24 protein-coding genes and 1 tRNA gene are annotated in these 24578 nt (G+C 69.8%); 12 read left to right on the top strand and 13 right to left on the bottom strand.

Features of this window, described 5'->3' with window-relative positions:
- Nucleotides 1-145 precede the first annotated feature (145 nt).
- The 4 genes from recQ to ACIBVQ_RS32580 form a co-directional block, all read right to left on the bottom strand.
- Entirely contained in the window at nucleotides 146-2110 is a 1965-nt protein-coding gene (gene recQ / locus ACIBVQ_RS32595; RefSeq protein ID WP_399182191.1) for a DNA helicase RecQ, read from the bottom strand.
- A 60-nt stretch (nucleotides 2111-2170) separates the two neighbouring features.
- On the bottom strand, nucleotides 2171-3277 hold the full coding sequence (locus tag ACIBVQ_RS32590) for a serine hydrolase domain-containing protein (RefSeq protein WP_399182189.1): 1107 nt from the start codon (nucleotides 3275-3277) through the stop codon (nucleotides 2171-2173).
- A gap of 72 nt (nucleotides 3278-3349) precedes the next feature.
- Nucleotides 3350-4360 carry an RNA polymerase subunit sigma-70 gene (locus tag ACIBVQ_RS32585; RefSeq protein WP_399182187.1) on the bottom strand — a complete coding sequence of 337 codons (1011 nt, stop codon included), beginning with the start codon at nucleotides 4358-4360 and terminating at the stop codon, nucleotides 3350-3352.
- A gap of 140 nt (nucleotides 4361-4500) precedes the next feature.
- Entirely contained in the window at nucleotides 4501-5334 is an 834-nt protein-coding gene (locus ACIBVQ_RS32580) for a hypothetical protein (RefSeq protein WP_399182185.1), read from the bottom strand.
- Nucleotides 5335-5758: 424 nt separating this feature from the next.
- Here ACIBVQ_RS32580 and ACIBVQ_RS32575 point away from each other — a divergent pair, with 424 nt between their 5' ends.
- Nucleotides 5759-7354 carry a M4 family metallopeptidase gene (locus ACIBVQ_RS32575; RefSeq protein ID WP_362917814.1) on the top strand — a complete coding sequence of 532 codons (1596 nt, stop codon included), beginning with the start codon at nucleotides 5759-5761 and terminating at the stop codon, nucleotides 7352-7354.
- Nucleotides 7355-7379: 25 nt separating this feature from the next.
- Here the strand turns inward: ACIBVQ_RS32575 and ACIBVQ_RS32570 are convergent, their stop codons facing one another.
- The 7 genes from ACIBVQ_RS32570 to ACIBVQ_RS32540 all read right to left on the bottom strand — a co-directional run bounded on the left by ACIBVQ_RS32570 (nucleotide 7380) and on the right by ACIBVQ_RS32540 (nucleotide 10930).
- Entirely contained in the window at nucleotides 7380-7649 is a 270-nt protein-coding gene (locus tag ACIBVQ_RS32570) for a DUF6343 family protein (RefSeq protein WP_399182183.1), read from the bottom strand.
- A gap of 241 nt (nucleotides 7650-7890) precedes the next feature.
- Nucleotides 7891-7962, bottom strand: a tRNA-Val gene (locus tag ACIBVQ_RS32565).
- A gap of 34 nt (nucleotides 7963-7996) precedes the next feature.
- Nucleotides 7997-8944 carry an ROK family protein gene (locus ACIBVQ_RS32560; protein ID WP_399182181.1) on the bottom strand — a complete coding sequence of 316 codons (948 nt, stop codon included), beginning with the start codon at nucleotides 8942-8944 and terminating at the stop codon, nucleotides 7997-7999.
- Nucleotides 8945-9055: 111 nt separating this feature from the next.
- The gene (locus ACIBVQ_RS32555) at nucleotides 9056-9379 is read right to left on the bottom strand and encodes a hypothetical protein (RefSeq protein ID WP_352016394.1); all 324 of its coding nucleotides are present in this window, start codon (nucleotides 9377-9379) and stop codon (nucleotides 9056-9058) included.
- 58 nt (nucleotides 9380-9437) lie between these two features.
- Complete coding sequence (locus tag ACIBVQ_RS32550; RefSeq protein WP_399182179.1) at nucleotides 9438-9896, bottom strand: peroxiredoxin; 459 nt, start codon at nucleotides 9894-9896, stop codon at nucleotides 9438-9440.
- Between the two features lie 83 nt (nucleotides 9897-9979).
- Entirely contained in the window at nucleotides 9980-10408 is a 429-nt protein-coding gene (locus ACIBVQ_RS32545) for a DUF3052 domain-containing protein (RefSeq protein WP_352016392.1), read from the bottom strand.
- A 123-nt stretch (nucleotides 10409-10531) separates the two neighbouring features.
- Nucleotides 10532-10930, bottom strand: coding sequence for a secondary thiamine-phosphate synthase enzyme YjbQ (locus ACIBVQ_RS32540; RefSeq protein ID WP_386195657.1), 399 nt, complete (start codon nucleotides 10928-10930; stop codon nucleotides 10532-10534).
- A gap of 333 nt (nucleotides 10931-11263) precedes the next feature.
- Here ACIBVQ_RS32540 and aceE point away from each other — a divergent pair, with 333 nt between their 5' ends.
- From aceE to ACIBVQ_RS32525, 3 genes are all read left to right on the top strand, one after another.
- Nucleotides 11264-14011: a pyruvate dehydrogenase (acetyl-transferring), homodimeric type gene (gene aceE, locus ACIBVQ_RS32535; RefSeq protein WP_352016390.1), complete on the top strand. Its 2748-nt coding sequence runs from the start codon at nucleotides 11264-11266 to the stop codon at nucleotides 14009-14011.
- Between the two features lie 100 nt (nucleotides 14012-14111).
- Nucleotides 14112-15698, top strand: a complete 1587-nt coding sequence (locus tag ACIBVQ_RS32530) for an alpha/beta hydrolase (protein ID WP_399182176.1) — start codon at nucleotides 14112-14114, stop codon at nucleotides 15696-15698.
- Between the two features lie 134 nt (nucleotides 15699-15832).
- Nucleotides 15833-16141 (top strand): metalloregulator ArsR/SmtB family transcription factor, encoded by a 309-nt coding sequence (locus ACIBVQ_RS32525; RefSeq protein ID WP_352016388.1) that lies wholly within the window; start codon nucleotides 15833-15835, stop codon nucleotides 16139-16141.
- 40 nt (nucleotides 16142-16181) lie between these two features.
- Here the strand turns inward: ACIBVQ_RS32525 and ACIBVQ_RS32520 are convergent, their stop codons facing one another.
- Nucleotides 16182-17444 (bottom strand): amidohydrolase family protein, encoded by a 1263-nt coding sequence (locus tag ACIBVQ_RS32520; protein WP_399182174.1) that lies wholly within the window; start codon nucleotides 17442-17444, stop codon nucleotides 16182-16184.
- A gap of 76 nt (nucleotides 17445-17520) precedes the next feature.
- On the opposite strand from ACIBVQ_RS32520, the gene ACIBVQ_RS32515 reads away from it, so the two are divergent.
- Nucleotides 17521-18054, top strand: coding sequence for a MarR family winged helix-turn-helix transcriptional regulator (locus tag ACIBVQ_RS32515; RefSeq protein WP_399182172.1), 534 nt, complete (start codon nucleotides 17521-17523; stop codon nucleotides 18052-18054).
- Here ACIBVQ_RS32515 and ACIBVQ_RS32510 read toward each other — a convergent pair.
- On the bottom strand, nucleotides 18040-18705 hold the full coding sequence (locus ACIBVQ_RS32510; RefSeq protein WP_399182170.1) for a helix-turn-helix transcriptional regulator: 666 nt from the start codon (nucleotides 18703-18705) through the stop codon (nucleotides 18040-18042). The genes ACIBVQ_RS32515 and ACIBVQ_RS32510 overlap by 15 nt on opposite strands.
- A 114-nt stretch (nucleotides 18706-18819) precedes the next feature.
- Between ACIBVQ_RS32510 and ACIBVQ_RS32505 the strand changes: the two genes are divergently transcribed.
- The 7 genes from ACIBVQ_RS32505 to ACIBVQ_RS32475 all read left to right on the top strand — a co-directional run bounded on the left by ACIBVQ_RS32505 (nucleotide 18820) and on the right by ACIBVQ_RS32475 (nucleotide 24533).
- Nucleotides 18820-19254, top strand: a complete 435-nt coding sequence (locus ACIBVQ_RS32505; protein WP_352016384.1) for a hypothetical protein — start codon at nucleotides 18820-18822, stop codon at nucleotides 19252-19254.
- A gap of 9 nt (nucleotides 19255-19263) precedes the next feature.
- Nucleotides 19264-20424 (top strand): glutathionylspermidine synthase family protein, encoded by a 1161-nt coding sequence (locus ACIBVQ_RS32500; RefSeq protein WP_362781835.1) that lies wholly within the window; start codon nucleotides 19264-19266, stop codon nucleotides 20422-20424.
- A 51-nt stretch (nucleotides 20425-20475) separates the two neighbouring features.
- Nucleotides 20476-20952, top strand: a complete 477-nt coding sequence (locus ACIBVQ_RS32495) for a DUF350 domain-containing protein (RefSeq protein WP_352016382.1) — start codon at nucleotides 20476-20478, stop codon at nucleotides 20950-20952.
- Between the two features lie 189 nt (nucleotides 20953-21141).
- Nucleotides 21142-22251: a helix-turn-helix domain-containing protein gene (locus ACIBVQ_RS32490; protein ID WP_352016428.1), complete on the top strand. Its 1110-nt coding sequence runs from the start codon at nucleotides 21142-21144 to the stop codon at nucleotides 22249-22251.
- Nucleotides 22252-22368: 117 nt separating this feature from the next.
- Complete coding sequence (locus tag ACIBVQ_RS32485) at nucleotides 22369-23265, top strand: ACP S-malonyltransferase (protein WP_399182166.1); 897 nt, start codon at nucleotides 22369-22371, stop codon at nucleotides 23263-23265.
- On the top strand, nucleotides 23262-24218 hold the full coding sequence (locus ACIBVQ_RS32480; RefSeq protein WP_352016380.1) for a beta-ketoacyl-ACP synthase III: 957 nt from the start codon (nucleotides 23262-23264) through the stop codon (nucleotides 24216-24218). Before ACIBVQ_RS32485 ends, ACIBVQ_RS32480 begins: the two co-directional genes overlap by 4 nt.
- Before the next feature lie 75 nt (nucleotides 24219-24293).
- Nucleotides 24294-24533 (top strand): acyl carrier protein, encoded by a 240-nt coding sequence (locus ACIBVQ_RS32475; RefSeq protein WP_352016379.1) that lies wholly within the window; start codon nucleotides 24294-24296, stop codon nucleotides 24531-24533.
- The last annotated feature ends 45 nt before the right edge of the window (nucleotides 24534-24578 follow it).

The following is a 24578-nucleotide window of genomic DNA, read 5'->3' as shown; positions in this document are numbered from 1 at the left end:
TGGGGGTTGCGAACAACAGGTACAACGAAACCGAATTATCGAGACAAATTCTGCCAATGTCTACGAAAAGTTCTATTTCGGCACTGATGACTTCATTTCGGCGCTCTTGACAAGCCGTTCCCCCACCGTGGTGGAGTGCCCTCCGTCAGGCCTCCTCCGCCCCCTCGGTTTCCTCCTCCTCGGGCTCCTCGGGCTCCTCCGGCTCCCCCGGTTCCTCCGGCTCCTCGGCGAGGACGTCCAGGATCTCCTGGCCGTATTTGGCCAGCTTGTTCTCGCCGACACCGCTGACCGTGCCCAGCTCCGCCAGGCTCGACGGCGTCCCGGCCGCGATCTCCCGCAGGGTCGCGTCGTGGAAGATCACGTACGCGGGCACCCCCTGCTCCCTGGCCGTGGCCGCACGCCAGGCGCGAAGCCGTTCGAACACCGGCACCGCCTCCTCGGGCAGGTCCGCCTGGGTCATCCGGCGGGACTTCGCGCCCTTGGCCCGCGTCTCCCCCCGTGCCCCCTCGGTCTCCGTCCGCGTCTGCCGCTGGGGCTGGCGCCGCATCATGACCTGCCGCCTGCGCCCGAGCACCTCCGAGCTTGCCTCGGTCAGCAGCAGCGTGCCGTAGTCGCCCTCGACCGTCAGCAACCCCTGGGCCAGCAGCTGCCGTACCACGCCACGCCACTCGGCCTCGCCGAACTCGGTGCCGATGCCGAACACCGTCAGCGAGTCGTGGTTGTGCTGGAGCACCTTGGGCGTCCGCCTGCCCAGCAGGATGTCCACGATCTGCCCGGCGCCGAACTTCTGGCGCCGCTCCCGCACGAGCCTGAACACGGTGGACAGGACCTTCTGCGCGGCGACCGTGCCGTCCCACGCCTCGGGCGGCGACAGGCAGGTGTCGCAGTTGCCGCACGGCTCGCCTCGCTGGCCGAAGTAGTCGAGCAGGCGCGCCCTGCGGCACTGCACGGTCTCGCAGAGCGCCAGCATCGCCTCAAGGTGGGTGCCCAGGCGCCTGCGGTGCGCGTCGTCACCCTCCGAGGTGTCGATCAGCTTGCGCTGCTGCACGACGTCCTGCAGGCCGTAGGCCAGCCAGGCGGTCGAGGGCAGGCCGTCCCGCCCGGCCCTGCCGGTCTCCTGGTAGTAGCCCTCGACCGACTTGGGCAGGTCGAGATGGGCGACGAAACGCACGTCCGGCTTGTCGATGCCCATTCCGAAGGCGATGGTCGCGACCATGACCAGGCCGTCCTCCCGCAGGAAGCGCGCCTGGTTCTCCGCCCTGGTCCGCGCGTCGAGCCCGGCGTGGTACGGCAGCGCCTGGACGCCGTTGTCCGTCAGGAACTCGGCGATCTTCTCGACGGAGGACCGCGACAGGCAGTAGACGATGCCCGCGTCACCGGGGTGCTCGGTGCGGATGAGCCGCAGCAACTGCCGCCTCGGCTCGTTCTTCGGCTCGATGCGGTACTGGATGTTCGGGCGGTCGAAGCTCGCCACGAAGTGGCGGGCCTGACCGAGGTTCAGCCGGGAGGCGATCTCGGCGTGGGTCGCCGGGGTCGCGGTCGCGGTCAGCGCGATGCGGGGCACGTCGGGCCAGCGCTCGTGCAGCGTGGACAGGGCCAGGTAGTCGGGCCGGAAGTCGTGCCCCCACTGGGCCACGCAGTGCGCCTCGTCGATGGCGAACAACGAGATCTTGCCCCGGTCGAGCAGCCTCAGCGTCGTCTCGACCCGCAGGCGCTCCGGCGCCAGGTAGAGCAGGTCGAGTTCGCCCGCCAGGAAGGCCGACTCGACCGCGGCGCGTTCGTCGAAGTCCTGCGTGGAGTTGAGGAAACCCGCCCGCACCCCGAGGGCCGTCAGGGCGTCGACCTGGTCCTGCATGAGCGCGATGAGCGGCGAGACGACGACACCGACGCCCTGCCGTACGAGGGCGGGGATCTGGTAGCACAGGGACTTGCCGCCGCCGGTCGGCATCAGCACGAGGGCGTCGCCACCCCCGACGACGTGCTCGATGATCTCCTGCTGCCCCTGCCGGAACGAGGCGTACCCGAAGACACGCCGCAGCGTCTGTGCCGCCTCGCTCTCCCAGGCCTCGTCCTGCGGGTGATGGTCAGGACCGTTCTCGGAGGTGGGCACCGCGCCATTGTATGAGGACACAGTGCCCACACCGGTGGGAACCGGAGAACGGCCCCTCGGTCAGGCGTGACCGAGGACGACCGTGGCGATCCGTTCGACGGCGCCGAAGTCACCGGCCGAGATCCGGTTCTTCATCACGCCGACGCTGAGGCCCGTCGCGGTGTCGGCGAAGGCCGCGGTCCCTCCGCTGCCCGCCATTCCGAACAGCGTCGGGGCGGCCACGGCCGGGGTCAGGCCGATCGAGTAGCCCAGCCCCCAGCTGGCCGGGGCGCCGGTCACCTCGTCCACGCCCGTCGTCGCCGGGGATGACAGCTCGCGGAGCCGCTGCGGGGAGACCAGCTCCCCGCCGAGTAGCGCGTCGTACATGCGGGCGACCGCGCGGGCCGTCATCGTGGCCCCTGCGGGGATGTCGGAGCCCAGCACGTCGGCGCGGTTGCTGAAGGCCGCGTCGGGCATCGCGGCGAGGGGCGCCGCCGTGTAACCGTCGACCACCCTGAAGAACGGGATCTGGGCCAGTGTCTCGGCGGGCAGCTCCATCGGGGGTCCCGCCTCCTCGATCCTGGCCAGCCTGCCCAGCTCGGAGGCGGGAACGCCGAAGAACAGCTCGCCGGCCACCCCGAGCGGTTCCGTGAGCTCCTCGCGGAGCACCTGTGAGACGGGCTTTCCCGTGACCCGGCGCACGACCTCACCGAGGATGTAGCCGTAGGTCTGTGGGTGGTAGCCCGACCTGGTTCCCGGCTCCCACCACGGGGTGGCGCCGGCGACGGCCGCGCACATCCGGTCCCAGTCGCACAGGTCCTCCGGCGTGGTGCCGACCGGCACCCCGGGGACACCGGTCGCGTGCGTCAGGGCGTGCCGTACGGTCGCCTTCTCCTTGCCGTGGGCGGCGAACTCGGGCCACACGTCCGCGATCGGGGTGTCGTAGTCGACGACCCCGCGCTCGGCCAGCACGTGCACGAGCGTCGCGGTCACCCCCTTGCCCGTCGAGGTGGCGTAGACCGGGGTGTCCGGGGTGAGGAGACGGCCGGTCTGCGGGTCGGCCACACCGGAGACGACGTCGGCCAGGAGTTCGCCGTGGCGGTAGACGGCGACCTGCACACCGCGCTCGGCCCCCGACTCGACGAGTTCGTCCGCGACGGCCTGCACGTCCCGCTGAAGATCGGTCATGGTTGTTCCTTCCTCGATTGCTCCCCCGTATGACGAGGGCCGCGCGAAAAAGGAATCGGTCCCCTCCCCGGGTCAGAGCGAGGACGGTAGGCCGAACCTGGGGAAGACCCCGTCCCCGTAGGTGGTGATCTGGGTGACCAGGCCGTCCTCGACACGCAGGACGCCCATCCAGGAGGGCGAGAAGACCGTCTCGCCCGGTCTGCGGAGATACGCGGCGGCGGCAGGCTGCCGGTTGGCCCGGGTGGCGACCACCCGCCAGTCGCCCCACGCCTCCGGGCCGACCATCGCGGGCGTCCACGACGCCAGAAAGGCCGTACGGCCGAGCAGCCAGATCGGGGCGGGCGGCATCGTCTGCCACACGTCGGCCCTCAGCACCTCGGCCAGGGCGGACGGGTCGGCCTTCTCCAGGGCCTCGACGTAGCGCCGCAGAACCGCCTGGTCCTCCGGTGCCGACTTGGCGGGGGCGGTCCAGTCGAGGCGCCGTGCGGGCAGGTGCTCCCTGAGCACCGGCCTGGCACGCTGCAGGGCGCTCTTGACCGCCGCGACGGTCAGCTCAAGCGAGACCGCGGTCTCCTGCGCCGACCAGCCGAGCACGTCGCGCAGGATCAGCACCGCCCGCTGCCTGGGCGGCAGGTGCTGGATCGCGACAAGGAAGGCCAGCTCGATCGTCTCGCGGTCCACGACCTCCTCGGCCGCGTCCAGCAGCGTGTCGGGATAGGGCTGCAGCCACGGCACGGCGCCCGAGACGGGCGGCTCAAGCCCCGGATCCGCCTCGATCGCGGGCGCGGGGCGCGGCTGCGGGTGTCGCGGATGCGCCCTGAGGTGGTCCAGGCAGACGTTGGTCGCGATCCGGTACAGCCAGGCGCGCAGCCCGCTCTCCTCACGGAGCGTCCCATGCCCGCGCCAGGCCCGCAGGAACGTCTCCTGCACCAGGTCCTCGGCATCGTCGAAGGAGCCGAGCATGCGGTAGCAGTGCACGTGCAGTTCACGCCGGTGCTCCTGCATCCGCTCGGCGAAGCCGTCCGCCCCCGTCGTCGTCAGGCCTCTCGGGCCGGGGGCCATGGGAGCACCGGTGCCGGTCATGAGCGGGATTCTAGGCGGCCACGACGGCAGCGGCGGAACCGCCGCCGCGGCCGTCGTGGCTTCCCTTTCCGAGCCCGGAGAGCTTCCGGGTCCAGAGAGCTTCCGGATTTAGGGAGCTTTCCGGGGCCGGGGAGCCGGGATCAGGATCCGGGCGCGGGGATCGGGGACTGCGGGAGCGGAGGTTCCGTCACCGTGGCGGTCGGCTCGGGGCCGGGGGTGGTCGGAAGGTCCGTGGGTGTCTCAGTGGGCGTCTCAGTGGGAGGCGCGGTGGGCGTCTCCGTCGGGAGCGCCGTGGGAGACGCCGTCGGCGTCGGGCAGAGGGCGGGGGTGTGCCGCCTGTCGCCCAGCCGCCACAGCGGAGACGACCACCAGTTCCCACGCCAGAGCTTCCTGCTCGGCCGTGACAGGTCGAAGACGTGGGCGGCCGTGGCCGTCTCACCCGTGGCCGTCGCGGTCACCGAAATCCAGTCCCCCTGCCTGATTTCGTTGCCCCGCCTGCCCGCGTAGACCTTGGTGGAGTCGTCGATCGCGTACACCTTCTCGAAGCCGTCCTGGCTTCGCACGGTGACCGAGTCCTCCGTCAGCGTGGTCGCCTCTCCCGTCTGGGAGAGCACCGTGAATCCGCAGCCGTCCTTCGCCGGCAGGACGAACTCCCCGTGCAGGACCTGCGGGAAGGCCACCCGGGGGACCTTGGGCGCCGGGGCGGCGGTCGGGAGGCCGGTTGGGGACGGGGACGGGGGCGGGGGTGGCGTCGGAGTCAGAGTCGGAGTCGAGGTGGGGATGTCGGTCGGAAGAGGCTGGGTCGCCGTGGACGTCGGCGTCTCCGGCCCCGTGGGAGCGGGGGCGGGCGACGCCGAGGCCACGGCTCCCCCGACGCCCCCCGACGCCACCAGCACGACGGCGGCCGCGAGGCTCAGCGAGCGCGGAACGCGCCGCCGTGTCTCATCTGGTCTGTCATCGTTCGTTGGCTTCACGTGTCCTCCATCGGACTTGACGGGAAGTGCTTCCACCGGCCCCACCGGGGACGGGCACGGCGGAGCACGGCCTTCCCCGATGAGGCGTGAGGAGACTTCCCTCTCTCATCCGCTCATATCGCCCCAAATCCCAATCGACCCTCCGAACCCAGCGTTCTCCCAGGTCATCCCACTCATGCAAAATATTGATAAATCAGGAAATCGGAACTTCCTCCAACGGGAGGCCGGAGCGTGACATGCTCGACGGGGGCGGTATGCCCGTGTTTCACACGAGCCGCTTCCCATAATTCGGCCACCCTTTTTCCGGGGTCGGCTATACGACAAAAATATGGGAATTCATGGGGTTCTGCTCTTCGGCAACCGATGTCACCGTTGGGGCAGCCCTGGCCGGCCACGGCTCCTTGCGGACAAGGAGTCACAGCGAATGAACCCTAGAGCCCCCAAAGTCAAGGTGGGAGCGACCGCTTTCGTGACGGTCGTCGCCATGGGCACGTCGGCGTTGGCCGGTCTTCCCGCGCGGGCCGCGCCCGACGCCCGATCGAGCGACGCGCAGGCCCCGTCCGCGTTCGCGCCGCCCGGAGCCGAGGCACGTGAACGCGCGGCCTCGGGCGTGGCGAGGATCCTGGCGGAGCGGGCCGGGGAACTGCGCGTGGGGCCGGGAGACGCCTTCGAGCCTCCCGTGATCACATCCGGTGTGCGGGGCCTGCAGTACCTGCTGTACCGGCGCACCCACCACGGGCTGCCGGTGTACGGCGGCGACGTGATCGCCTCCGCCGACAGCGGCGGCACCACCGTCGGCCCCGTGACCACCGGCCAGCAGGTCTCGCTGGAGGGCGTCGGCACCGTGGCCGGGATCAGCGCCGGCGACGCGGCCTCCGTCGCCAGGGCCCAGGGCAGGGCCGTACGCGAGGTGGGCACGCCCCGCCTGCTGATCCACGCCACGACCACGCGTCCCCGGCTCGCCTGGGAGGTGGCCGTCACCGGCGGCACGGAACAGGCCCCCGAGGTGCTGCGCGTCTTCGTCGACGCGCTCGACGCGAGTGTCATCGGCACCCACGACCAGGTCAGGTACGGCCTCGGCAACAGCTTCTACAACGGCAACCCGGTGACCATCCAGACCACGGGCTCGGGCGGCTCATTCGTCATGCGGGACCCGACCCGTCCCGGGCTGGCCTGCGGCGGCCAGAACGGCACCCCCTACTCCAAGTCCGTCGACACCTGGGGCAACGGGACGGGCACCAACCTGGAGACGGCCTGCGTCGACGTGCTGTTCGCGGCGCAGAAGGAATGGGACATGCTGCGTACCTGGCTGGGACGTGACGGCCTCGACGGCGCAGGCCACGCCTTCCCTGCGCGCGTCGGTCTCAACCAGGTCAACGCCTACTGGAACGGCTCATATATCTCCCTGGGCCACAACCAGTCCAACACCCGGCAGGCCGCCTCGCTCGATCTGGTCGGGCACGAGTACGGCCACGCCGTCTACCAGCACTCGGGCTCCGACGACGGCGGCACCCCCGAGGCCCTGTCCCTCAGCGAGTCGTCAGGCGACATCTTCGGCGCGGCGACCGAGCACTACGTCAACCACGCGCCGCCCCTGGACCCGCCCAACTACCTGATCGGTGAGGATCTGGGCTTCGGCCCTGAGGCTGTCCACAACATGTACAACCCCTCCCTGCAGGGCGAGCCCAACTGCTACACCGCGCTCTCCACGAGTCCCGGGCCGCAGGATCACTGGTTCTACCTGCTCGCCGAGGGGACCAGCCCGCAGAACGGCCCCCCGAGCCCGGTCTGCGGCGGCCCGACTCCGCTGACCGGCATCGGCATCCGCAAGGCCACGGAGATCTTCTACAGCGGCCTGCAGTACAAGACCGCTCCCTGGACCTACGCCAAGGCGCGCATGGCGACCCTCAGAGCCGCCAAGGCTCTCTATCCGAAGAGCTGCGCCGAGTACAACGCGACCAAGGCCGCCTGGACCGCCATCTCCGTCCCCGCCCAGCGTGGCGAGCCCGGCTGCCTCTGACGTCCGCCGGCCGTTCGAACGCCGATCATTCGAACAGGGTGTGCCCGTCGCCGCGCCGGTGGCGGCGGCGGGCCACCACGACCAGGTCGATCAGCGCGACCAACGCCAGCACGGCCAGCACGATCGTCGGCCAGGTCAGCCCCGCCGTACCGGCCAGGAACGCCAACACCCCGCAGACGACCAGCCCGAAGGTCGCCAGCGCCATCCTCAGGTTGAGCGCACTGCGCGGCCGTTCCCCGGTCGGGGAGATCTCCGACCAGATCCTGCTCGGTCTGGCTTCGGGTTCTTTCCTCATGACGGCTGGACCTCTTCGGATCGCCTCTCGCCCCGTCAACCCCAGAACACGACGGAACGGTCAAAAAGGCCCTTCCCCCTCTTGTCCCTCCTACCCACACCGCCAGGAGTCAAGGGGCCATGGCGGCTCGCCCTAGGAGAACGACGTCCGGCAGGCGAGTGGTGCATGAGCGATGTGGCCAAGGCGCCAGACGACATCAATGAAAAGACCCTGACCCTTGGTGCGGGTCAGGGTCTCGCTGTGGGCACTACTGGGTTCGAACCAGTGACATCTCGCTTGTAAGGCGAGCGCTCTACCGCTGAGCTAAGCGCCCCGGGAAATCCCGTCCGGATGGACGGGATAACACCTTACGCCACCGGAGGGGACTTCAGCACATCAAGCGACCACGTGGTGCCCGCCTCAGCCCACCCGGCCGCGCGCCAGCCGAGCAGGGCCGCGCCGAGCATGCCCGCGTTGACCCCGAGGGTGGCCGAGCGCAGCGGGGGCGCGGCGCGGAAGGCCAGGCGTTTGCCGAGCCGTTCGGCCAGCGGTACGGCCAGCAGGTCCCCGGATTCGGCCAGGCCGCCGCCGAGGACGATCGCCTCGGGGTCGAGCAGGAGGGTGTAGGTGGCCAGGGCCAGGGACAGCGCCTCGACGGCGTCGTCCCACACCGCGACCGCCACCGGGTCGCCCGAGGCGATCAGCGCGGCCACCTGCTTGGCGGTCGTCTGCGAACCGGACCTGGCCGAGTAGCGGCGGCCGATGGCCGAGGCGGAGGCGTAGGTCTCCAGGCAGCCGATCTGGCCGCAGGCGCAGGGCTCCCCCTCGGGAAAGACCGGGATGTGCCCGATCTCGCCGCCCCACCCCACGCTGCCGCCGTACGGCTCGCCGTGCAGGACGACCGCTCCCGCGATGCCGGTCCCGATGGGCAGGAACAGGAAGTCGGAGATCTCACGGCCCGCGCCGAGAACGCTCTCCCCGAGGCCACCGGTGCGCACGTCGTGCCCGAGCATCACCGGCACGTCGAGCGGGACGAAGTCCTCGGCGCTGACGTCGCGCCAGCCGATGTTCGCCGAGTAGAGCGCCTTCTGCGGGGTGACCAGCCCCGGTACGGCCAGGCCGACCCCGGCGGGCTCGCCGCCGCCCGCGACGGCGAGGTCGTCGATGAAGGAGCGGATCGACTGGACGACCGCCGCCGGGCCCCTCTCACGTGGGGTGTCACGCCGCTCGCTGAAGGCGATCTCGCCCGAGCGGGTGACGACGCCTCCCTTCATGGACGTGCCACCGACGTCAAGGGCCACAACGAAGGAGCTCATGCGCGCATCCAGCAGGTCGAAGGAAGGGGTCCGAGCCTGACCATAGTGCATGGCAATAACGCCACATGACTACAGATGCCCACAAATGCGCTTAAAGCAGATTTATGAGCACTAATGAACTCGCCCCAGGACCCGGTTGAGCGCGGCCTCGACCTCGTCGGCCAGTTCCTTCGACAGGCCGGACGGGCGGGGCGGGAGCACTCCTTCCCCGGCCGCGGCCGGACGCACCGCCCCGCAGGAGCGGCACTCGACCTCGCCGAGCCTGCAGATGAGCGCGGCGGAGCCACATGAGGAGCACGTGTCGAGTTCGAGGTCGTGCGTACGCTGACAGTCCGGGCAGACGAGGACCTGGGCCTCCCCGCGCACCCCGCGCTTCCACGGACTGGCGCCGCGGACGGGGTCGGTCTGCCTGGCCCCGCAGGAGAAGCAGGGCATGATCGCCTCCGAGGGTCGTGGACCGCGGGCGCCACATGGACGCCCGCGGGCTCACCGCTTAGGAAAGGTCGGCGAGCACCCTGAGGTACTCGGCGATGTCTCGCGCCTGAGGGATGGGGTTCACGACGCTCCAGCGGACCACGCCCTCGCCGTCGATGACGAAGGTGCCACGCGTCGCGATGCCCTTCTCCTCGTCGAACACACCGTACGCCTGCGCGACCTGCCCGTGCGGCCAGAAATCGGAGAGCAGCGGGAAGGTGTACCCCTCCTGGTCGGCCCAGGCCCGGTGGGTGAACACGGAGTCGACCGAGACCGTGAGCACCTGGACGTCCTCGGGCGCGTTGGCGATGAACCCGTCACGGAGGGCACAGAGCTCGCCGTGGCAGACACCGCTGAACGCGAGGGGGTAGAAGATCAGCACGACCTTTTTACCCCGGTGATCCGAAAGCTTGACCGGGGTGCCGTGCTGGTCCTTCAGCTCGAAGTCCGGAGCCGGGGAGCCCACATCCACCGTCATGGCCAAAGGTCCTTTCATCGGATGACAATCAGGACCATCATCCTGCCGTACGGCTCGCCGCGAGCCGTACGGCAGGGCGAACCCTATCGACGTGCCTTCGGTGTGACCAGCCTCGTCCCCGACCAGTCGGGAGCAGCGCTGATGCTGCTCGTCTGCGACAGGCCCGCCGTCGTGGCGTCCTCCCCGATGTCGCTGGGCTCCACATGCCCGTCACGACCGGCTTTGGGAGTGAGCAGCCAGATCTGGCCGCCGTCGCTCAGATTGGTCACCACACCGCTCAGGGCGTCGAACAGATCGCCGTCACCGTCGCGCCACCACAGCAGCACGACGTCAACGACGTCCTCGAAGTCTTCATCAACCAGCTCGTTGCCGGTCAGCTCCTCGATGGAGTCGCGCAGATCGTCGTCGGCGTCCTCGTCCCAGCCGACCTCCTGCACCACCTGACCCTGCTTGAGACCGAGCCGTTCGGCCAGGCTGCGTTCGCCCTGCGCCTGACCAGCGGTCGCGCTCACGTTTTTCCCTCCTACTTGAATGGCCCCGCAGCTACACGGCGCTCAGAGTGCTTCGGCACAGTCCACACGCTGTGACCCTCGGTCGTCAACGGTCGCCACGGCAACGACTGGGCTACGTATGAATTAGTCCGACAAAAATGACAAACGGACCTGGCGTTCCCGATTGTCGACGTTGAGGTCCACCAGAGCGATGGACTGCCAGGTGCCCAGCGCGAGCCGTCCGGCCAGGACCGGGACGGTCGCGTACGGCGGAATGAGAGCGGGCATGACATGTGAACGTCCATGCCCCTTCGAGCCGTGCGCATGCCTCCACCTGTCGTCGGCGGGGAGCAGGTCCTCCAACGCGGCGAGCAGGTCGTCGTCACTGCCGGAGCCGAGCTCGATCAGCGCGACACCGGCGGTCGCGTGCGGGACGAAGACGTGCAGCAGCCCGTCACCCCCGCACGAGCGGACGAAGCCCTCGCATTCCTGGGTGATGTCGTGCACCCTCTGCCGGGAACCCGTCACCACCTCGATCGTCATGGATCTCACATACCGATCCTACGATCCACGCTGAGCTGCGACGACGGTCGAACGCCCGGGAAGGGGGCGTATCGCCTAGCGCGAACGTCCCCGTCTGCCCATCCCTCGAAAGAACGGTGTGTTCCGCGTCTCCCGGACCGTTACGGCGGCCCCAGGCCCATGTACCCTTTGGGGACAATTCGTCCTACCATCGGTGGTCTACTCCACTTATGGGCCCCTGCCAGCAGGGTCTTCCTGGTTACCGGTCAGTAGAGATGCACTTTCCGGGGTAAGCGACCAGGATGGAAGACGACCTACACCAGACAAAAGTCCATCCTCGGAAGGCGAGACCCAGTGGCTTCCGGACGCCAGCGTTTCTCGGTTATCAGCGACGGCCTACCCAGCCAGCTCCCTGATGTCGACCCAAGCGAGACCCAGGAGTGGCTCGAGTCGCTCGACAACGTCGTCAAGACGGAAGGTCGCACTCGTGCCCGTTATCTGATGCTTCGCCTACTGGAGCGGGCCCGCGAACATCAGGTCGGGGTGCCCGGCCTGCGCAGCACCGACTACATCAACACCATTCCTCCCGAGCGGGAGCCGTGGTTCCCCGGCGACGAGTACGTCGAGCGCAGAATCCGCGCATACATCCGATGGAACGCGGCCGTCATGGTGACGCGCGCGAACGCCCGGACCAACGTCGGCGGCCACATCGCCACCTACGCCTCCGCGGCCTCGCTGTACGAGGTGGGCTTCAACCACTTCTTCCGTGGCAAGGACCACGGCGAGTCCGGCGACCAGGTCTTCATCCAGGGCCACGCCGCGCCCGGCATCTACGCCCGCGCCTTCCTTGAGGGCCGCCTCAACGAGGCCCAGCTCGACGCCTTCAGGCAGGAGCGCTCGCACGGCTTCAGGGGCCTGCCCTCCTATCCTCATCCGCGCCTGATGCCGGACTTCTGGGAGTTCCCGACGGTCTCCATGGGTCTCGGCCCGATCGCCGCGATCTACCAGGCCCGGTTCAACCGCTATCTTCTGAACCGGAAGATCAAGGACACCAGCCGCAGCCACGTGTGGTGTTATCTCGGCGACGGCGAGATGGACGAGCCCGAGTCGCTCGGCGCGATCGGTCTGGCCGCCCGTGAGGAGCTGGACAACCTCACCTTCGTCATCAACTGCAACCTGCAGCGCCTCGACGGCCCGGTACGCGGCAACGGCAAGATCATCCAGGAGCTGGAGTCCTACTTCAGGGGCGCCGGCTGGAACGTCATCAAGGTCGTGTGGGGCCGTGACTGGGACCCGCTGCTGGCCGCCGACGTCGACGGCGTGCTGGTCAACAAGATGAACACCGTCCCCGACGGCCAGTTCCAGACCTACTCCGTCGAGAGCGGCGAGTACATCCGCGAGGACTTCTTCGGCGGCGACCCGCGCCTGCGCAAGATGGTCGAGCACCTGTCCGACGAGGACATCCGCAAGCTGTCCCGCGGCGGCCACGACTACCGCAAGGTGTACGCGGCCTACAAGGCGGCGCGTGAGCACGTCGGCCAGCCGACGGTCATCCTCGCCCAGACCATCAAGGGCTGGACTCTCGGCAAGGACTTCGAGGCGCGTAACGCCACGCACCAGATGAAGAAGATGTCCAAGGCCGACCTGAAGGAGTTCCGCGACCGGCTCTACCTGCCGATCCCGGACTCCGCGCTCGAAGGCGACCTTCCGCCCTACTTCCACCCGGGCGAGAACGACCCCGAGATCCAGTACATGATGGAGCGGCGCGCGGCCCTGGGCGGCTTCCTGCCCAAGCGCGTCGTCCGCGCCAAGCCGATCACCCTGCCGGGCGACGCGGCCTACGCGCAGCTCAAGAAGGGCTCCGGCAAACAGAACGTCGCCACGACCATGGCGTTCGTCCGGCTGCTCAAGGACCTGATGCGCGACAAGGAGATCGGCCACCGGTTCGTGCCGATCATCCCGGACGAGGCCCGCACCTTCGGTCTCGACGCGATCTTCCCGACCGCCAAGATCTACTCGCCGCACGGCCAGACCTACGACCCGGTCGACCGCGAGCTGCTGCTGTCCTACAAGGAGTCGACCGAGGGTCAGATCCTGCACGAGGGCATCAGCGAGTCGGGGTCGATGGCCTCGACCCTCGCCGTCAGCACGGCGTACGCCACGCACGGCGAGCACATGATCCCGATCTACATCTTCTACTCGATGTTCGGCTGGCAGCGCACCGCCGACCAGATGTGGCAGCTGGGCGACCAGATGGGCCGGGGCTTCCTTCTCGGCGCGACCGCGGGCCGTACCACCCTGAACGGCGAGGGCCTGCAGCACGAGGACGGCCACACCCCGCTGACCGCCTCGACGAACCCGGCTGCGGTCTCCTACGACCCGTCGTGGGCCTTCGAGGTCGCCCACATCGTCCAGGACGGCCTGCGCAGGATGTACGGCGAGCAGCCGGAGAACATCTTCTACTACCTGACCGTCTACAACGAGCCCTACGCCCAGCCCGCGGAGCCCGCGGGGGTGGACGTCCAGGGTCTGCTCAAGGGTCTGTACCGCTTCGCCCCGGCCCCGGCCTCCAACGGCCCGAAGGCCAACATCCTGGCCTCCGGTGTCGCGGGCCCGTGGGCGCTGGAGGCCCAGCGGATGCTGGCCGAGGAGTGGGGCGTCGCGGCCGAGGTCTGGTCCGCGACCTCCTGGACGGAGCTGCGCCGCGAGGCGCTGTCCGTCGAGGAGCACAACCTGCTCAACCCCGACTCCGAGCAGCGCGTGCCGTACGTCACCAAGGTGCTCTCCGCGGTCGAGGGACCGTTCGTCGGCGTCAGCGACTACATGCGGGCGGTGCCCGACCAGATCGCCCAGTGGGTCCCCGGTGACTGGGCCTCGCTCGGCACCGACGGCTTCGGCCTGTCGGACACCCGTTCCGCGCTGCGCCGCCACTTCCACGTGGACGCCGCCTCGATCACGCTGGCCGTTCTCACCCAGCTGGTCAAGCGTGGCGAGCTCGACGGGCGGGTGCTGAAGGAGGCCGTCGCCAAGTACCACCTGAGGAACGGCGTCACCGAGGCCGGTGGCGTCGAGAGCAACGACACGCAGTCCATGGGACTGTGACCTGATCACCCCGCCGGGCGGGTCCTTCTTCGGAGGGCCTCGCCCGGTTAGGGTGGAATCGCTTCCCCCGGCGAACGATCTGACCCGAGGGGGGCGCCCAATGCGAAGAATTCTGACCGCCGCCACTGCGGCGACGGCCCTTTCCGCCGCGCTGACCGCCTGCGGCAGCGCCAACGGGCCCGGCGGCTACGGGGCCGTGGCGAACATCTCCGACCCGAGTCCCAGCCCGGTCCCGCCCTGGTCGCCCGGCACGAGCTCACCGTCCGGCACGGCGAACCCCAACGGAATCGCCTGGGGCCCCTGCACCGACATCAGGCGCCCGGACGGCGCGACCCCCCGGCCCGACCCCAGGTTCCAGTGCGGACGGCTGCAGATCCCGCTGGACTATGGCAAACCGGACGGCGACAAGCTGGACATGGCGGTGATCCGCGTCCAGGCGACCGAACCCGGCAGGCGGCTCGGCTCCCTGGTGTTCAACTTCGGTGGTCCCGGCGCGTCCGGCATCGACACCATGGCCCAGTCGTACAAGATCTTCAGCAGCCTGAACACCAGATACGACCTGGTCAGCTTCGACCCACGGGGGGTCGAGCGCACCGGGGGCGTCAGGTGCGGCACCGACAGGGACATGGACCACTACCTGGCCATGGACACCGTGGCCACCAACCAGGCGGAGCGGACCAGGCAGAACGAGACCATCAAAGCCTTCGTGAACGCCTGCGAACGGACCTCGGGCAAGGTCCTGCCGTACGTCGGCACGGTCAACGCCGCCCGCGACATGGACAGGCTCCGCGCGGCCCTCGGCGAGAGGCAACTCGACTACTTCGGCATCTCGTACGGCACGCAGCTCGGCGCGGTCTACGCGACGCTGTTCCCCAAGAAGGTGCACCGCTTCATCCTCGACGGGCCGCTCGACCCGAGCGTCACCCTGGAACAGCGCTCACTGGCCCAGACGACCGCCTTCCAGCACTCCTACGACTCCTTCCTGAGGAACTGCATCAAGGGACCCGGCGAATGCGAGGCGGGGCCGGACGTCGCGGGCGCGAACAAGAACGTCAAGGCCTTCCTCGACGACCTGCGGATCAACCCGCTGCCCGTCGGCGACCGCAAGCTCACCCAGGGCCTGGCCGTGACCGGCATCGCCGCGGCGCTGTACTCCGACCTGACCTGGCCGCTGCTCGAACAGGGATTCGGCCGTGGTTTCAAGGGCGACGGCCGGATCCTGCTGTATCTGGCGGACGCCTACAACGCCCGCATGCCCGACGGCTCCTACTCGACGATCATGAGCAGCTTCCCCGCCATCACCTGCGTGGACACCTCCGAGCGGCCGACCCGGGAGCAGCTCGACAGGACCGAGAAGGCCTCCCTGGAGATCTCCCCGCTGTTCGGCGGCTCGGGAATGGGCGCCCTGTGCGCGGCGTGGCCCGTGCCCGGCAGCGACGAGGCAAGGCGGGTGGACGCCACGGGCTCGGCCCCGATCGTGGTCATCGGCGGCACCGGGGACCCCGCGACGCCGTACGAGTGGGCACCGAAGCTGGTCTCCCAGCTCAAGACCGGTGTGCTGGTCACCTACAAGGGCGAGGGGCACGGCGCCTACCTGTCCGGCGACTCGTGCGTCAAGCGGGTCACCGACGGCTACCTGCTCGACGGGAAGGTCCCCGAGAACGGCACCACCTGCCCCTCTTCGTGATCCCAGAAGGGACATCGACCGGGAAAACCCCTACGGAGTTACCGGAAGGATTCTGTAGGTGACAAATGGTTTGACATTCCCTCAACTGTGCTATCTCGGCACTAGGATGGATCCGTGAAGGTGCGGGTGAACTGATGCGCGAGCCATGGCATCCCGCTGCGGATGACATCAAGCTGGCCGAGGTCATGCACGCGCTGGCCGATCCGGTGCGGCTTGAGATCCTGGCGAGACTCGCCAGGAGCGAGGGTGAGAACTGCGGGGAGATCGGCAGTGGCATCGACGTGCACAAGTCCACGATGTCCCACCACTATCGGGTCCTGCGGGAGGCCGGGGTCACCCTGACCACCATGGACGGCCGCTCACGCCTGGTCAGGTTGCGGCGTGACGACCTGAACACGCGCTTCCCCGGCCTGCTCGACTCGGTGCTGAACGCGCTGCGCTGAGCGGTCGGCCGGGCGCCCGGGGTCCCAGGCCGGAGGCGTTTCAGGCCGGGGTCGGGGTGCCCGCGGCCCGCGCGATCCGCGCCGCCGAGCGGGACACCGCGTCGAGCGCCCCGCGCGTGTCGGCGCGCAGCAGCCGCCCGTCCCGCTTCATGACGCGGCCCGCCACGATCACGGTGTCCACGTTGGCCGGCCCCGCGGCGGTCACCACGGCGCCGACCGGGTCGTGGACCGGCGCGAGGCCGAGGTCCCCGGCGCGGAGCATGACGACGTCGGCCTGCCTCCCCGGCCGCAGCGAGCCGATCAGGCCGTCCATGCCGAGTACGGCGGCCCCCTCGACGGTGGCCATCCGCAGCACCTCGGCGGCGGTGAGCGATCCTCCCCTGGCCCGCTCGGCGGCGAACGCGGCGCGCATCACGGCGAACATGTCGCCCGGCGTTGCGGTGACCGTGTCGACGCCCAGCCCGGTCGTGACGCCGAAGCCACGGAACCTGCCTGTCTCCGGCAGGCCGTGCCCCATCTGGGACTCGACGGCCGGGGCGACGGAGGCGACGCCGCCGCTGTCCGCGACGAGCCCCATCGCCTCGTCGGTGAAGCCGTTGCCGTGCACGAACATCACGTCGGGCCCGAGGAGCCCCTCGCGGTGCAGCCACTCGACGGTCCCGGTCCCGGTGGCGTGCACACTGATCTGGAGGCCGAGCTCGCGGGCCAGCAGCCAGTCGGCCCTGGCCGCCTCCGCGGGGCCGTAGACGGGCCCGAGCGCCGCCAGGGCCGGGGTCACCAGGGCGGGCAGGCTCAGCCCGGCGATCCGCCGTACCTCCGCCCGCCGGCGCGGGTCGCTCCCGGCTCCGGGAGGGGCGTAGCCGAAGACGCAGCGGATTCCCGACCCGGCCAGGGCGTCGAGCGCGGCGTCGGTGTGACCGGGGGTGATCTGGATGTGCGACCAGTCGTAGACGGTGGTGGTCCCGGAGTCCAGCGCCTCAAGCGCGCCCCACAGGTTGGCCGCGTGGACGTCCTCGGCCAGGAACACGGGGCCGAGCCTGCCCAGCACGAGGTCGAGGTAGTCCCCCAGCGTGGTGTCGGCCGCGATCGAACGCAGGACGCTCTGCCACATGTGCCGGTGCGTGTCGACGAGGCCGGGCAGCACGATCATGCCCGTCGCGTCGAGGACCTGGGCGTCCTCCGCTGCCAGGTTCGCCCCGACGGCGGCTATCACCCCGTCCTCGATGAGGACGTCCGCGTCGGGCAGGACGTGCACCTCGGGGTCGGTGTCGACGACGGTTCCGCCGGCGATGAGCGTGCGCATGGAACATCTCCCCACCAAGAAAGCAATCGGAAAAGCTTTCTCAAAAGCTATCAGGGGAGAGAGCTATCCTCAATCCATGGCACCGGGAGACAGCGCCGGACGGGACCACGTCGACGAGATGATGGAGGGGTGGCGAGCGGAGCTGCCCGAGGCCGCGACCGTCCAACTGGAGATCGTCAAGCGTGTCGGGCGGCTGAAGTCCATGGTCGAGGAGGTCACCCAGACCGTGCTCGGCGAGTACGGCCTGACCTACGCCGAGTTCGACGTGCTGGCGACGTTGCGCCGGGCGGGCGCCCCCCATCGCCTCAAGCCCAGCATGCTCGCCTCCCGTTCCTCGCTGACCACCGGCGGGACGAGCAACATCCTGCAGCGGCTGACCGCCGCCGGGCTCGTCGAGCGCGAGCCGGACCCGGCGGACGGCCGCAGTTCCTGGGTGTGCCTGACGCCGCTGGGCGTCCGGCGGGCCGAGGAGCTCGCCCTGGCCACGACCGAGGCGCACGACAACCTCCTGGCGGGCGTCTCCGAGGAGAGCGCGCGGACCCTGGCCGACCTGCTGCGCGAGGTGCTTCTCACGCTCGGCGACCGGGCGGGTGGCTCACGCCGGGGTTGACCCCCATCCCAGACCCTCGGCCCAGTCGGCCGGGTGCCCGGGCGCCGCCTCACCGGTCTCCTCGGCCCTGCCGACCCGGTCGAGCCTGAAGGCGCGGACGTCCTGCCTGAGCCTGCACACACCCACGAGATACCAGTGCCCGCCACGCCCGCCGACCAGGACCGTCGGTTCGACCTCGCGGACGCTCACCCGTCCGCGCCGGTCCTCGTACTCGATCCTGAGCACCCGCCCGTGCAGCAGCGCCCGCTCGACCACCGCCGAAACCCGGGGATACGGCTCCGCCTCGGCGGCCGTGCCCGGCCGTACGACCGGCTCCCGCGCCCCCTGCGCGGGCAGCGCGGCCTCCAGCTTGCGCAGGGCCTCCCGGGCCGGCCCCTCCCCCTCCCGGGAGAGCGCGGCCACGACCGCCACCGCCTCCTCCCGGGTCAGGCCGAGCGGACCCAGGGTCATACCCTCACCGAGAAGGTAGCCACCGTCCCCGTCCGTCCGCGCGCGCACCGGCACACCGGATCTTCGCAGGTCGGAGACGTCACGTTCGACCGTACGGGCGCTCACCCCGAGCCTGGCGGCGAGCTCGCCCACCGGCAGGGCCTCGGGCGAGGCGGTGCGGAGTTCCCCGAGCAGAGCGTGCAGCCGGTCGGTACGGTTCACACTTGTCACGTTACGCGTCGATACCGACACTCCCCACTTTTCCCGCCCCAGTTGGGCAGTTGAACACACAAAACAGCACCGATACCCTGTGTCGACGTATCTCATTGGAGCCCGATGGCCGCAAGTCCGAAACACCCCCTGGCCGCCGGCCGGAACTCCGGCGGAAAGCACGACGTCACCCCCTCGGGGTCCAAGGCGACGAAGGTCATCACCCTCACCGGGATCGGTGTCGTCTCGCTGCTCCTGATCGGCTACTGCTCGGCGCAGGACGACTACGAGGAGGTCGGGGCCGAGTGTGTCGACCTCAACAGCTACCAGCCGGACGGCTCGTACACGGTCGTCGACGAGGACTACTGCGACGATGACGACGAGAGCAGCTACCACGGCTCCCACGGCGCCTACCGGTGGTACTACGGCGGTGTGAGGACGGGGACCCGGATCGGCCACGGCACCACGGTGCGTCCCTCCGACGTGCGGATCACGACCCGCAAGGGAACGGTCATCCAGCGAGGCGGCTTCGGGAGCCGCTGGGGCAGCGGCGGAAGCTGACCCGGGCGGATGAGACGCGAGACCTCGCCTCCCCGCGACGGCTGGGAGGCCATCATCGAGAGCCAGGGGCTGGCCTACCACCGCACGGCCCACCCCGGCGGCCTGGATCGCCCCTACTGGGACGAGGGCGCGCACTACGTCTTCTCCATGGACGAGGTGCTCAGCCTTGAGGCCCAGGTGGAGGAACTGCACCGGATGTGCCTGCACGCCGTCGAGCACGTCGTCGAGCGGGGCCGCTACGCCGACTTCGCCGTGCCGGAGTGGGCGGGGCAGGAGATCGCCGACTCCTGGCGGCGCGGCGACCCCCACCTGTTCGGCCGCTTCGACCTGCGCTACGACGGAACCGGCCCGGCCAAGCTGCTCGAGTACAACGCCGACACCCCGACCAGCCTGCTGGAGAGCTCGGTCGTGCAGTGGTTCTGGCTGCGTGACCGCCATCCGGGCGACGACCAGTGGAACTCCATCCACGAACGGCTCATCGACCGGTGGCGGCAGATAGCCGAGGGGCTGCCGACCGGGCCCTCACACTTCGCCTGGACCAGGATGGACGAGACCGGTGAGGAGGCGATGACGATCGCCTACCTCCAGGAGACCGCCGAGCAGGCGGGGCTGAGCACGATCGCCGTGGCCATGGAGGACATCGGCTGGGACGGCCTCAACCTGCGCTTCGTCGACATGGAACGCCGGGTGATCCGCTCCCTGTGCAAGCTGTACCCCTGGGAGTGGGCCGTCGCCGACCCCTTCGGCGCCAGGGCGGTGCGCCAGCAGGTCTCCTCGACCTGGATCGAGCCGCTGTGGAAGATGCTGCTGTCGAACAAGGCGCTGCTCGCGGTGCTCTGGGAGCTGTACCCCGGCCATCCCAACCTGCTGCCCGCCTACCTCGACGGCCCCCGCGACCTGACCTCCTACATCGTCAAGCCACTGCTCGGCAGGGAGGGCGCGGGCATGCGGATCGTCACCCCCGGCACGAGCGTCGAGACCCCGGGCGACTACGGCGCCGAGGGGCACGTCCACCAGGAGTTCCAGGCGCTGCCGCTCTTCGACGGCTGGCGTCCGGTGCTCGGCGCCTGGGTCGTCCACGACGAGGCGGCCGGGGTCGGCATCCGCGAGACATCCGGGCTCGTCACCGACGACACCTCATCCTTCGTCCCGCACCGCATCGAACTCTGAGGCCCCCTCGGCTCCGCCTGAAAGCCCAGAAGAGCCCGAAAAGAGAGAACCATGATCCCCACCCCTCAGCCGCTCGCCATCGCGGGCACGGAGACCGTCTCGCTCGCCGAGACCCTCGGCCGCGGCGCCCTCGCCATCGCCTCCTACGCCGTGCTCGGCGTGATCCTGCTGATCATCGGCTTCTATGTGATCGACCTCGCCATCCCCGGCAAGCTCAGCAGGTTGATCAGGGTCGACCGCAATCCCAACGCCACGATGCTCACCGCCTCCGGCCTGACCGCCGTCGGACTGATCGTCGCGGCCTCCATCTGGTCCTCCGGCGGAGCCCTGCACGAGGGACTGCTGGCCACCCTGGTCTTCGGGCTGGCCGGCATCGCCGTGCAGACGGTGGCGATGCTCGCCTTCGACAGGGTGGTCGGGATCTCCGTCCGCGAACTCGTCACGGAGTCCGACCTGCAGCCGGGCACACGTCTTCTCGCGGTTACCCACGTGGTCATCGGGCTGATCACGGCCGTCGCCGTCATCTGACCGCCCCCGGGATCGGCGCCCGTGCCTCCGGCCGCGGCTGGCGCATCCCTCGCGACCTGGCACTCTTATCACGTGAGGGAGCGGAGCGAGAGAGCCAGCAGACACAGCGACGCCGTGGCAGGGGCCGGGCAGGGGGATCTCGCCTCGGACCGGATACGGCAGGACACCACCCGCAGGCTGGAGCGGGCCATGGGAACGCTGGGAACGGCCGCCATGTCGAGGATGGACGAGCGGCTGATGTGGTTCCGCGCCCTGTCCGCCGAGGACAGGTCGTGGGTCGGGCTGGTCGCCCAGGCGGGCATCGCCGCGTTCGTCGAGTGGTTCCAGCACGCCGGAGAGGGCCGCCTGACCCCCAGCATCGAGTTCTTCGGCACCGCGCCGAGAGAGCTGAAGCGCTCCATCTCGCTGCAGCAGACGGTCGACATCGTCCGCATGGTCGTCGAGGTCGTCGAGGCGCAGACCGGGGAGCTGGCCGCGCCGGGCGGGGAGGCGCAGCTCCAGCAGGCGATGCTCCGCTACACCCGTGACGTCGCCTTCGCCGCCGCGCAGGTCTACGCGCGCGAGGCGGAGGCGCGCGGCGCCTGGGACGCGCGCCTTGAGGCGTTGATCGTGGACGCCCTGGTCAGGGGTGAGGTCGACGACGGCCTGCACTCGTGGGCCGCGGCGCTCGGCTGGACCTCCTCCCCCGTCGTCGTGCTGGCCGGGCAGACGCCGGACGACGACCCGCAGGCGGTGATCGACGGGCTGCGCGACCGGGGCCGCAGATCCGGCCTCGACATGCTGGCCGGTGTCCAGGGCGGCCGCCTGATCGTGATCGTCGGCGGCGCGGACAGCGTCGGCGCGGCGGCCAGGCACGTGGTGCCGCGTTTCGGCCCCGGCCCCGTCGTGATCGGCCCCGAGGTGAACGACCTGCAGGCGGCCGCCAGTTCGGCCAGGGCCGCGATAGCCGGGCTGCGGGCGGCGGCCGGCTGGCCGGACGCCCCCCGGCCCGTCCACGCGGAGGACCTGCTGGCCGAGCGGGCCATCGACGGTGACGCCGACGCGAGGGGCCAGCTGATCGAGAACGTCTACGTCCCGCTCGCGGGCACGCCCCTCCTCGACACCCTGGCGACCTATCTGGAGCAGGGCACTTCCCTCGAAGCCACGGCCCGGTTACTGTTCGTGCACCCGAACACGGTTCGCTACCGCCTGCGGAAGATCACCGAGCTGACGGGCTACCAGCCGACCGAGGGCCGCTCGGCCTTCACGCTGCAGGTCGGGCTCATTCTCGGCCGCTTGTCCGAGACGGACGTCACATAGTGGTTTGCCGGTAATCTCCAAGAAACCTCCGTTGTAGGCTTCCTACAAGAGAGTGAACACAAAGTTCGTCAGAATCCCTATCCGTGTAGCGAAGTTCTACAGGGCACGCTGGGGTTCGTGCTCGTACTCGTCGCGCCGGGCCAAGGCGCCCAGACTCCAGGCTTCCTGACCCCGTGGCTTGAGCTACCGGGTCTGGCGGACCGCCTGTCCGCGTGGTCCGACCTGATCGGTCTCGACCTGATCTCCTACGGGACCACCGCGGGAGCGGACGAGATCCGTGACACCGCGGTGGCTCAGCCACTGCTCGTAGCCGCCGGGCTGGCCGTCGCCGAGGTCCTCGGGGCCTCCCCCGACGTCGTCGCCGGGCACAGCGTGGGCGAGCTGACCGCCGCCGCGCTGGCCGGGGTACTGACCCCCGAGCAGTCCCTGACCCTCGTGCGCGAGCGCGGCCTGGCCATGGCCGAGGCCGCTGCGGTCACCGAGACCGGCATGATCGCCGTCCTCGGCGGCGAGGAGGAGGACGTGCTCGCCTCCATCGACAAGCACGGTCTCACCCCCGCCAACGTCAACGGTGCCGGGCAGATCGTCGCGGGCGGCACCCTGGCCCAGATCGAGGAGTTCAAGGCCGACCCGCCCGCCCGTGCCAGGCTGATCGCCCTGTCGGTCGCGGGCGCCTTCCACACCGAGCACATGGCCCCCGCCGTCGACCGTCTGCGTACGGCCGCCGCCGCCATCACCCCGAACGACCCCGCCGTCACGCTGCTGTCCAACGCCGACGGCGCCGCGGTCGCCGGCGGCGCCGAGTTCGTCGAGCGCCTGGTCAACCAGATCGCCAACCCGGTCCGCTGGAACGCCTGCATGACGACCATGGCCGACATGGGCGTCACCACGATGATCGAGCTGACCCCCGGCGGCACCCTGACCGGCCTGGCCAAGCGCGCCCTGCGCGGCGTGAAGGCCGTCCCCCTGAAGACCCCCGACGACCTGGACGCGGCACGAGAGGCCCTCAAGTGAAAGTACGGCAGGGCGCTCCGGGCGCGAAGATCCTGGCGCTGGGCCACTACCAGCCGTCCAACGTGGTCACCAACGACGATCTCGCGGCGACCATGGAGACCAACGACGAGTGGATCCAGAGCCGGGTCGGCATCAAGGAGCGCCGGATCGCCCCCGCCTCCGAGTCCGAGATCGACCTCGCCGTGCAGGCGGGCGGCAAGGCCCTGGCCACCAGCGGGCTCTCGGCCTCCGACATCGACCTGGTGATCGTCGCCACCTGCACGCTCGAAGCCCAGATCCCCAACGCCGCCGCCAGGGTCGCCACCCGCCTCGGCATCGAGTCTCCGGGCGCGTTCGACGTGAACACCGCCTGCTCCGGCTTCTGCTACGCCCTGGCCGTCGCCGACGACGCCATCCGCTCGGGATCGGCGACCAACGTCCTGGTCATCGGCACCGAGAAGCTCTCCCAGTGGATCGACTGGACCGACAGGAGCACCGCGGTGATCTTCGCCGACGGTGCGGGAGCCGCGGTCGTCGGCCCTTCGCAGACCCCGGGCATCGGTCCCGTCGTGTGGGGCAGCGCGGGCGACAAGTCCGAGGCGATCATGATCAAGGACCGCGCCTCCCACCTGACCCAGGAGGGCCAGACGGTCTTCCGCTGGGCCACCACGGCCCTGCACCCGGTGGCCAAGCAGGTCTGCGAGGCCGCCGGAGTCGACCCCGCCGACCTCGCGGCCTTCGTGCCCCACCAGGCCAACCTGCGCATCATCGAAGCCATCGCCCGCAAGATCGGCGCGGAGAACGCCGTCATCGCCAGGGACATCGTCCTGGCGGGCAACACCTCCGCCGCCTCGGTCCCGCTGGCCCTGTCCCGGATGGTCGAGCGCGGCGAGGTCCAGTCGGGCGGCCTCGCCCTGCTACTCGGTTTCGGCGCCGGCCTCACCTATGCCGGCCAGGTCGTCGAGATCCCCTAGAGCTTGTACGGCTCCGGCCGTGCAAAACCCAAGAAGACCCAACATCACCACCCAATCCCAAGGAGAACACTCGACATGGCCCTGACCGAGCAGGAGATCCTCGCTGGTATCGGCAAGATCATCAACGAGATCACCGGGATTCCGGCCTCCGAGGTCAGCCCGGAGAAGAGCTTCGTTGACGACCTCGACATCGACTCGCTGTCCATGGTCGAGATCGCCGTCGCCGCCCAGGACGAGTTCGGCGTCGAGATCCCCGACGAGCAGCTCAAGAACCTCAAGACCGTCAAGGACGTCATCGGTTTCATCCAGAACTGAGAAAGGTCTCTGGACACCTACCGGCTTCGGCCCGCGAATCACAAG

It is taken from the genome of Streptosporangium sp. NPDC049376, assembly GCF_044466505.1.
In the GTDB taxonomy this organism is placed as follows: domain Bacteria; phylum Actinomycetota; class Actinomycetes; order Streptosporangiales; family Streptosporangiaceae; genus Streptosporangium.
Note: the sequence above shows the minus strand (reverse complement) of the source record. Positions and strands in the feature narration are given on the sequence as shown.

Coding starts and splice junctions, on each gene's coding strand:
- ACIBVQ_RS32590 (WP_399182189.1), bottom strand. CDS start 3,277: ATGACCGATCTTCAGCGGGACGTGCAGGCCGTCGCGGACGAACTCGTC.
- ACIBVQ_RS32585 (WP_399182187.1), bottom strand. CDS start 4,360: ATGACCGGCACCGGTGCTCCCATGGCCCCCGGCCCGAGAGGCCTGACG.
- ACIBVQ_RS32575 (WP_362917814.1), top strand. CDS start 5,759: ATGAACCCTAGAGCCCCCAAAGTCAAGGTGGGAGCGACCGCTTTCGTG.
- ACIBVQ_RS32570 (WP_399182183.1), bottom strand. CDS start 7,649: ATGAGGAAAGAACCCGAAGCCAGACCGAGCAGGATCTGGTCGGAGATC.
- ACIBVQ_RS32560 (WP_399182181.1), bottom strand. CDS start 8,944: ATGAGCTCCTTCGTTGTGGCCCTTGACGTCGGTGGCACGTCCATGAAG.
- ACIBVQ_RS32555 (WP_352016394.1), bottom strand. CDS start 9,379: ATGCCCTGCTTCTCCTGCGGGGCCAGGCAGACCGACCCCGTCCGCGGC.
- ACIBVQ_RS32550 (WP_399182179.1), bottom strand. CDS start 9,896: ATGACGGTGGATGTGGGCTCCCCGGCTCCGGACTTCGAGCTGAAGGAC.
- ACIBVQ_RS32540 (WP_386195657.1), bottom strand. CDS start 10,930: ATGACGATCGAGGTGGTGACGGGTTCCCGGCAGAGGGTGCACGACATC.
- ACIBVQ_RS32530 (WP_399182176.1), top strand. CDS start 14,112: ATGCGAAGAATTCTGACCGCCGCCACTGCGGCGACGGCCCTTTCCGCC.
- ACIBVQ_RS32525 (WP_352016388.1), top strand. CDS start 15,833: ATGCGCGAGCCATGGCATCCCGCTGCGGATGACATCAAGCTGGCCGAG.
- ACIBVQ_RS32520 (WP_399182174.1), bottom strand. CDS start 17,444: ATGCGCACGCTCATCGCCGGCGGAACCGTCGTCGACACCGACCCCGAG.
- ACIBVQ_RS32515 (WP_399182172.1), top strand. CDS start 17,521: ATGGCACCGGGAGACAGCGCCGGACGGGACCACGTCGACGAGATGATG.
- ACIBVQ_RS32505 (WP_352016384.1), top strand. CDS start 18,820: ATGGCCGCAAGTCCGAAACACCCCCTGGCCGCCGGCCGGAACTCCGGC.
- ACIBVQ_RS32500 (WP_362781835.1), top strand. CDS start 19,264: ATGAGACGCGAGACCTCGCCTCCCCGCGACGGCTGGGAGGCCATCATC.
- ACIBVQ_RS32495 (WP_352016382.1), top strand. CDS start 20,476: ATGATCCCCACCCCTCAGCCGCTCGCCATCGCGGGCACGGAGACCGTC.
- ACIBVQ_RS32490 (WP_352016428.1), top strand. CDS start 21,142: ATGGGAACGCTGGGAACGGCCGCCATGTCGAGGATGGACGAGCGGCTG.
- ACIBVQ_RS32475 (WP_352016379.1), top strand. CDS start 24,294: ATGGCCCTGACCGAGCAGGAGATCCTCGCTGGTATCGGCAAGATCATC.